Here is a 7,804-nt window from a genome sequence, read left to right as displayed (position 1 = left end):
GTTTTTAAACACGGATTAACGTGAAACCCGGATTAATCCGCTGTCGCTGCCGTCAGACAAACAAACATTACAGGGACAGGTCAACCACGATTCGCCCTTCAATCTTCCCGGCATGCATGCGCGCAAAGATATCGTTGATATTGGCCAGCGGCTCCACCGAAATATTCGCCGCAACCTTGTGGCGGCCCGCAAAGTCGAGCGCTTCCTGCAGGTCTTTACGTGTACCCACAATGGAACCGCGCACGGTGATGCCGTCCAGCACCATATCGAAGATCGACAGGTCAAATTTGCCCGGCGGCAGACCGTTCAGCACCATCGTGCCGCCGCGACGCAGGGTGCCAATCGCCTGTTCAAAGGCTTTCGGTGACACCGCCGTCACCAGCACACCATGTGCGCCACCAAACTCTTCTTTAAACACTTTTGCCGGGTCAACGTGACGAGCGTTTGCCGTGACAGAAGCACCAAGACGTTTAGCGAAAGCCAGTTTTTCGTCGTCGATATCGACGGCGGCCACATTAAAGCCCATCGCCACGGCGTACTGCACGGCCATATGCCCCAGCCCGCCAATACCGGAAATGACCACCCAGTCACCCGCTTTGGCTTCGGTCATTTTCAGGCCCTTGTAAACGGTAACGCCCGCGCAGAGGATGGGTGCGATTTCATTATAACCGACGTTATCCGGCAGGATACCGACGTAGTTAGCATCGGCCAGGCAGTATTCGGCAAAGCTGCCGTTAACCGAGTAACCGGCGTTTTGCTGCGAGTGGCACAGGGTTTCCCAGCTGTCCAGGCAGTGTTCGCAGTGGCCACAGGCGGAATACAGCCAGGGCACACCCACGCGATCCCCCTCCTTTATATGCTTTACGCCTTCACCTACCGCGACCACATAACCTGCGCCTTCGTGGCCCGGAATAAACGGCGGCTGAGGTTTTACCGGCCAGTCACCTTCGGCAGCATGCAGGTCGGTATGACAGACCCCTGTTGCTACCACCTTTACCAGCAGCTGCCCCGGCCCGACTTCAGGGATCGGCACCTGCTCAATCACCAGCGGTTCGCCAAAGGCTTTCACTACTGCGGCTTTCATCGTTTTCATTATTCAATCCTCGAAAGAAAACAGGCTTAAAACAGCCCTAAAGGTGCTGTGTCATAGCTGACCAGCAGATTCTTGGTTTGCTGGTAAGCATTCAATGCCATCTTGTGCGTTTCGCGGCCGACGCCGGACTGTTTGTACCCCCCAAACGCCGCGTGTGCCGGATAGATGTGGTAACAGTTCGTCCAGACGCGTCCGGCTTTGATGCTGCGGCCCATGCGATAAGCCAGATTGGTGTCACGCGTCCAGATGCCTGCCCCCAAGCCGAACTGGGTTTCATTGGCGATGGACAGCGCTTCCGCTTCATCTTTAAAGGTCGTGACCCCGATCACCGGGCCAAAGATCTCTTCCTGGAAGCAGCGCATCTGGTTGTCGCCCTGGATTAGCGTTGGCTGAATGTAGTAGCCGCTGTCCAGCTCTTTGCTGATGCTGGCACGTTCACCGCCGGTGAGGATTTTCCCGCCTTCCAGGCGTGCAATATCAATATAGGAAAGGATTTTGTCGAACTGCTGGCGTGATGCCTGCGCGCCAATCATGGTATCGGTATCCAGCGGATCGCCACGACGGATCGTCGCCACTTTCGCCAGCACTTTTTCCATAAACGGCGCATAGATAGATTCGTGGATCAGCGCCCGTGACGGGCAGGTACAGACCTCACCCTGGTTGAAGAAGCCCAGCACCAGCCCTTCTACCGCTTTGTCGATAAACTCCGGCTCACCGTTCATTATATCAGCAAAGTAGATGTTCGGTGATTTTCCGCCCAGTTCGACGGTGCAGGGAATAATGTTTTCTGCCGCGCAGGCCATGATATGGCGGCCAACCGGGGTGGAGCCGGTAAAGGCAATTTTGGCAATACGCTTGCTGGTCGCCAGCGCTTCACCGGCTTCACGACCAAAGCCCTGCACCACGTTGAGCACGCCCGCCGGGAAGAGATCGCCGACCAGTTCCAGCAGCAGCGTGATGCCCAGCGGGGTCTGCTCTGCGGGTTTCAACACCACACAGTTTCCGGCTGCCAGCGCCGGGGCCAGTTTCCACGCGGCCATCAGCAACGGGAAGTTCCACGGGATAATCTGCCCGACCACGCCCAGCGGTTCATGGAAATGGTAGGCCACGGTTTTTTCATCGATTTCGTTGGCGCTGCCTTCCTGCGCACGCAGGCACCCGGCAAAGTAGCGGAAGTGGTCAACCGCCAGCGGCAGGTCAGCATTCAGGGTTTCGCGGATCGGTTTACCGTTGTCCCAGCTTTCTGCCACGGCAAGGTATTCCAGATTGGCTTCAATACGGTCGGCCAGCTGTAACAGCAGAGTAGAACGATACTGCACGCTGGTTTTTCCCCAGGCGTCGGCCGCACGGTGTGCTGCATCTAACGCCGCCTCGATATCACGGGCATCGGAACGCGGGAACTGCGCAATATCGCTGCCGTTCACCGGGGACGTGTTCATAAAGTACTGACCGCTTTGCGGTTCGACGAATTTGCCGTCAATAAAGTTGCCATAGGTCGCTTTGAAAGAAACTAAAGCACCCGGTGTACCAGGATGGGAATAACGCATCGCAAAATCCTCTTGTAGGGTAGGTCTTTGAGAGATAAACAACCGCAGCGCGATCCTGTCCCGGACGTTGTTACGATTGCCTCTACTCCACTGCACACCGCGTGCCAATTTTCCACTTTGCTGAAACTGTAAAAATCATGATATTTATCAGTAAAATACGAGAATTCCCCCGCGATCGCGGTAAGGGTTAATGGAAAGTTTTCGCATCTGTGTTGCAAATCGCAACACGAAAAAAACCACATAGCTACAATATTGCAACACTGTTGCCAGGGCATGAGGTTATCAATGCAGGGAAATTCGTCAGCCGTCAGTACGCCACCGTTCGCACCTAACCCACTGCTGAGTGATTCCTGGTTTCGCAGCCAGCTTTACGGTCTGGATCGCCTGTCCGACGATTTCCCCCGCATTCGCCAGGCTGAACTGGCAGATGTTCTTGCCCACCACGCCACGCTGCAACAGTTTGCGCAGCCTGCCATCAGGGCGTTAGCCGAGAAAATTGCCGAGAAACAGGCCGTGGTGATCCTGTCGGATGCCAGCGGGATGGTGCTGAATACCTTTGGTGATATGCAGGCGCTGCAAAAAGCCGAGCGCTTTGCGCTGGCACCGGGCAATCTCTGGAGTGAGTGCGGGCGCGGCACCAATGCCATCGGTACTGCGCTGGCGATTGATGACTGTTGTGAAATTGACGGTCAGCAGCATTTTCTCACCCGCAACCAGGGGCTGTACTGCGCGGCGATCCCGCTGCAAAGCCCTGGCGGACAGATTGCCGGGGTGCTGGATATCTCCGGCCCGGCGCACTTTGCACATCCGCACACCCTGGCGTGGATCAAAGACGCCGCTAAGCAGATTGAGTATCTGTGGGTCAAACAGAGCCTGCACCCGGATCAGTGGATGATGAGCCTGCATCGGCAGATTCAGGGCATTGATCGTGTGGAAGAGTTGCTGCTGGTATTCTCAGACAATATTTTGATGGCGGCCAACCGCGTGGCCATGCGCGAGCTGGAACTGGGCGCGGAACAGTTTGGCTGCCTCACCTTCCAGCAGCTGTTCCCCCAGCGGGAACAGCGGGCAAACCAGGTGCCACAGCCCCTCACCACCCGCAGCCAGCAGCACTACTTTTTCCGGTTGCGCGCCCCGGCCCGCTCTCACTTTGCCTCGACAGCGCTAGCGCCCTCCACGCTGCCGTTCTCGCTGCGTGATGGTGGTGAGAAGATGGTACGGCTGATGAATGCGGGTGTGTCGCTGTGTCTACAGGGTGAAACCGGCAGCGGCAAGGAGTATGTCAGCCGGGCGCTGCACCAGCAAAGCCGCTGGCATCAGGGGAAGTTTGTGGCGATCAACTGCGCGGCCATCCCGGAATCCCTGATCGAATCAGAGCTGTTTGGTTATCAGCCTGGTGCCTTTACCGGGGCCAGTAAAAATGGCTATATCGGCAAAATTCGTGAAGCCGACGGCGGCGTGCTGTTCCTTGATGAAATTGGCGATATGCCGCTGGCACTGCAAACCCGCCTGCTGCGCGTGTTGCAGGAGAAAGAAGTCGCCCCGCTTGGCTCCAGCCACACCTGGCCGGTGAGTTTTGCGGTGATCTGCGCCACCCACCGCCATCTGCCGCAGTTAGTGGCTGATGGCACGTTCCGTGAGGATCTGCTTTACCGCTTGCAGGAGTTCTCGCTGACGCTGCCGCCGCTGCGCGACTGGCCAGAGCTGCCCGCGTTTATCCGCCAGCTCTGGCAGGAAATGGGCGGTGGGCAGCGCAGTATTGAGATGACACCGCTGCTGCTGGATACCCTGGCACAGCATCCGTGGCCGGGTAATGTGCGCCAGTTACGCAGCGTGCTGAAAGTGCTGCTGGCGTTAGCCGATGATAACGACGTGCTGGATAGCGACAGCCTGCCTGTGGAATATCAGCAGGCGGTGAGCGAACCCTTGCCAGCGCTGCAACAGCACGATGAGCAGCTGATTGCCGCCACCCTGCAACGCTTTAACGGCAACGTGAGTAAAACAGCAGAAGCGTTAGGCGTGGCGCGCAGCACGCTGTATCGCCGTGCGGCGCGTAAGTGATTAAATCAGACGTCCAGCAGGTCGGTGCCGTAGGAGTTATCGACGGTGCAGACCCAGCGGTCATCAGGCTCCTGGCGGAACACATAGGTCGCGCGTCGGGTGACGGTTATCGTTCCGCCTGCACCATCCGGGTAGTGCAGCACCGTCTCCATCAGCACCAGCGCATTGCCCGCCCCTTCAATCACCTCCATCGCGCCCTGCTCAACCCGCAGCTGCCCCTGAAAATGGTCAGAAATAGCGATAAAGGCGCGACGGATCGCATCGTGGCCGCGGGCAATCATACCCGGCTTAATCACCAGCGCAGCATCGGGTGCATACCAGGTCATCAGGGTGTCAAAATCACGCGCGGTGATTGCGCGGTCGCAGGCTTCAATGATCTGGCGAAGAGGGTGTGAACTCATGGCGGTGGCTCCTGAAAGGGTGAAATGTCCGGCATTCACCCTGACATAAAAATCAGGGCGAAAACAAGGACATTCGCACCCTGCCCGCAAGGCGCGTTGCCATCACACCGACATCAATCCCTGACGCAGTAATCCGGCGCTTTGCTGTAGCCACGGTGCCGGGCTTCGCCCAATCAACACGTACTGATAACCTCCTGCATGCCACCAGGCCAGATTCATCCCGTGGCGCTGTTCGCCCTGCACCGGGGTGGCCGCATTATGATTCTCACGGGAAACGCACAGCGCCATCGGACCATACGCACCGCACGGGACAACGTGGCTCTTGCCGCGGCCAGACGGCTCATAATGGTGCCAATCGGCACGGACAGCGTGTCAGCGGCTTCCTGATAGGTAAACCCTTCCACATACACCAGAAACACCGCGTTACGCTGTGCCTCCGGCAATCTTCCTACGCGCTGCATCACCTGCTGATACTGCATACGGTCCTCTTCGTGCGAGCGGTTATCCGCAGCAATCAGCTCGTCGCAGTCGACAAATCCCTGCCCGAGCCGCACACGCTGAGCGCGCAGATCGTTGATCCACACCGAGTGCAGCAAGGTGAACAGCCAGCGGTCAATGCGGGTTCCCGGCGTAAACTGGGCGCTGCGTTCCAGCGCCCGTACACAGGTGGTTTGTACCAACTCTTCGGCCACATCACGATTGCGTGACAGCACCATCCCGTAACGCCATAAGCGTTCAAGATGGGCAGCCAGATGGTGTCGAACTTCACTACTGGTGATTGTTTTACCCTCCGGGGGCAGATTGGCTGAGCCGTTGTGTGCGACATCAACACGGGTCGATCCGTAATGGCTGACCTTTATTGGGATGACGAAGAGCGACGGGCGGGCAGCATACGACGCAGCACGTTGCCGCGCAGAATATAGTGGTGGAATAGCGCAGCCAGCGCGTGTGCGCAGGCGAGGATAATCAGCGCCCAGGCCACGTTATCGTGCCAGCCGCCGATCTGATGGCGCAGCGCAGGATCAACTGCGATCCAGGTAGGAATATCAAATAAACCAAAGAAGCTGAACGGCTCCTGCTGCGCCCAGCGGAACAAAAAACCCAGCGAGATTTGCGCAAACAGCAGCAGATAAAGTGCCCCGTGCATGGCGTGCGCCAGGATGCGCGTCGGGCGCGATCCTGCAGATGGCGGCATGGCAAAACGCGCCTGTCGCTGGCTGTAGAGGCGCCATAGCGGCCGTACAATCATCACCAGCGCCAGCAGAATGCCGCAGGAGATATGCACGGACTGCAACCCTTTGCGCAGCGGTGTGCCACGCGCCAGCAGTTCCCAGATATGAGCAGAAGCAAAAAGAAAAATCACGCTGGCAGCGGTGATCCAGTGCAGCGTCAGGGCAAAGGCGTCATAGCGCTGACGCAGCGGAAGAGAGGTGTGAGACATCGCGATCGGTTTCCTGTCACAGTGGAAGATGATCGGTTAACGTCTGAGGGTGGGTTTCTATTCGGAAAAAAATGATTTTTATTTTGGTGCGATTTCTGGTGTCAGTAATGCAGAAAAATAACGAGCGCCCACACAACTGGCATGCGGCGATCATGCAAGAGTAAAGCACTATGTGCAGTTATCGCTTCAGTTGTTCATGTTATTGTTACTGTTAAAAAATAAAACTCACAGGGAGTGAAATTACATGGCTGTTAAAACATTTTATTATTCTCAGTTATCTAATCTAATGATAGAGGGTGTAGGTATACTTGCCAGCTTCTCTATCAACTTAACTGTAAAAGATGAAAACACACCAAGTGGGAAAAACATATATATCTCTGCCACAGGAAAAAGTAATGCTGCAAAGGCAGCAGGAAGTGGCAGCATATTGTTTTGGTGAAAAATCAAAAATCTTCTCAATAATACAGTGCATAATCTTGAAAGAAAAAGAGGTGAGCACTACGCCTTGGGTATTGATGACATATTCATAGGTTCAACTGAACTTAAAATTCAGAATAAAAGTCTGTCTTCGCCTGGAATAGAAATGGAGGCTGGCTATTTTTATGATTCTGGATATACAGGTGCCGTCCCGCCCTTCCCAGGAAGCATGGAAAAAACCATAATATTAACTCCATTTGGAGGGTGGTAATATGCTTACAATAAAAACACTCAGCGCAGCACTCTTATTATCAATAAGTTATTACAGCCACGCTGTTGGCTCCTATATCGATACGCCGACACAAAAAGCATCAGAACTGGTAAAGAAATATACGCTTACTAATGATGAGGCTGATAAAAAAGAAGCGCTGGAGGGCTTGCGTTCTCTATCAACACAGAACCCCAATAACGTCAATGTCATCAGAATATATTCAAATGTATTATCATCAGCAGGAGACTACAGCCAGGCCATTACCCTTCTTCACAAATTTAATCAACAACATATAAATCCGTCATTGATGTTAAATGAATGCATGTTAAAAGACAGAATGGGTGACTATGATCTGTTGTGCTATAAAAATGTCATCACTTTAAAACGATCTGAGAATGCACATGATATAGACTATCTGATGGCTCTATTCCTCACTGAAGATGAAAATTTTGAGAAAGAAAAAGAGGCTTATATCAAGTGGAGACAGAATAAAGAAGATCTTGATGCATTCAATCGTGGAAAAAGCGCGTTATTAAACGACCTTTTTCCAGATTTAAAATAGCACCTTTTACG

At 54.5% G+C, this 7,804-nt stretch carries 8 protein-coding genes; 3 read left to right on the top strand and 5 right to left on the bottom strand.

Annotated features, from left to right (window positions below):
• Window positions 1–67: 67 nt before the first annotated feature.
• Together adhP and ACFL9S_RS06160 are read right to left on the bottom strand one after the other, a co-directional pair.
• Window positions 68–1,093: an alcohol dehydrogenase AdhP gene (adhP, locus tag ACFL9S_RS06165; RefSeq protein WP_405260949.1), complete on the bottom strand. Its 1,026-nt coding sequence runs from the start codon at window positions 1,091–1,093 to the stop codon at window positions 68–70.
• A gap of 26 nt (window positions 1,094–1,119) precedes the next feature.
• A complete protein-coding gene (locus ACFL9S_RS06160) occupies window positions 1,120–2,640 on the bottom strand; it encodes an aldehyde dehydrogenase family protein (RefSeq protein ID WP_405260948.1) in 1,521 nt (506 codons plus the stop codon).
• Between the two features lie 285 nt (window positions 2,641–2,925).
• Between ACFL9S_RS06160 and ACFL9S_RS06155 the strand changes: the two genes are divergently transcribed.
• A complete protein-coding gene (locus tag ACFL9S_RS06155) occupies window positions 2,926–4,701 on the top strand; it encodes a sigma-54-dependent Fis family transcriptional regulator (protein WP_405260947.1) in 1,776 nt (591 codons plus the stop codon).
• Window positions 4,702–4,706: 5 nt separating this feature from the next.
• On the opposite strand, the gene ACFL9S_RS06150 is transcribed toward ACFL9S_RS06155, so the two are convergent.
• From ACFL9S_RS06150 to ACFL9S_RS06140, 3 genes are all read right to left on the bottom strand, one after another.
• Window positions 4,707–5,102: a YybH family protein gene (locus tag ACFL9S_RS06150; RefSeq protein WP_405260946.1), complete on the bottom strand. Its 396-nt coding sequence runs from the start codon at window positions 5,100–5,102 to the stop codon at window positions 4,707–4,709.
• 215 nt (window positions 5,103–5,317) lie between these two features.
• The gene (locus ACFL9S_RS06145) at window positions 5,318–5,902 is read right to left on the bottom strand and encodes a sigma-70 family RNA polymerase sigma factor (RefSeq protein ID WP_405261071.1); all 585 of its coding nucleotides are present in this window, start codon (window positions 5,900–5,902) and stop codon (window positions 5,318–5,320) included.
• A gap of 56 nt (window positions 5,903–5,958) precedes the next feature.
• Window positions 5,959–6,543 (bottom strand): cytochrome b, encoded by a 585-nt coding sequence (locus ACFL9S_RS06140; protein WP_405260945.1) that lies wholly within the window; start codon window positions 6,541–6,543, stop codon window positions 5,959–5,961.
• 244 nt (window positions 6,544–6,787) lie between these two features.
• On the opposite strand from ACFL9S_RS06140, the gene ACFL9S_RS06135 reads away from it, so the two are divergent.
• A complete protein-coding gene (locus ACFL9S_RS06135) occupies window positions 6,788–6,982 on the top strand; it encodes a hypothetical protein (protein WP_405260944.1) in 195 nt (64 codons plus the stop codon).
• Between the two features lie 250 nt (window positions 6,983–7,232).
• Window positions 7,233–7,793, top strand: a complete 561-nt coding sequence (locus ACFL9S_RS06130) for a hypothetical protein (RefSeq protein WP_405260943.1) — start codon at window positions 7,233–7,235, stop codon at window positions 7,791–7,793.
• The last annotated feature ends 11 nt before the right edge of the window (window positions 7,794–7,804 follow it).

The sequence above is a fragment of the Erwinia sp. AnSW2-5 genome, assembly GCF_045107195.1.
GTDB lineage: Bacteria > Pseudomonadota > Gammaproteobacteria > Enterobacterales > Enterobacteriaceae > Erwinia.
The sequence above is the reverse complement of the archived record's forward strand: the minus strand, read 5'-3'. Positions and strand labels throughout refer to the sequence as shown.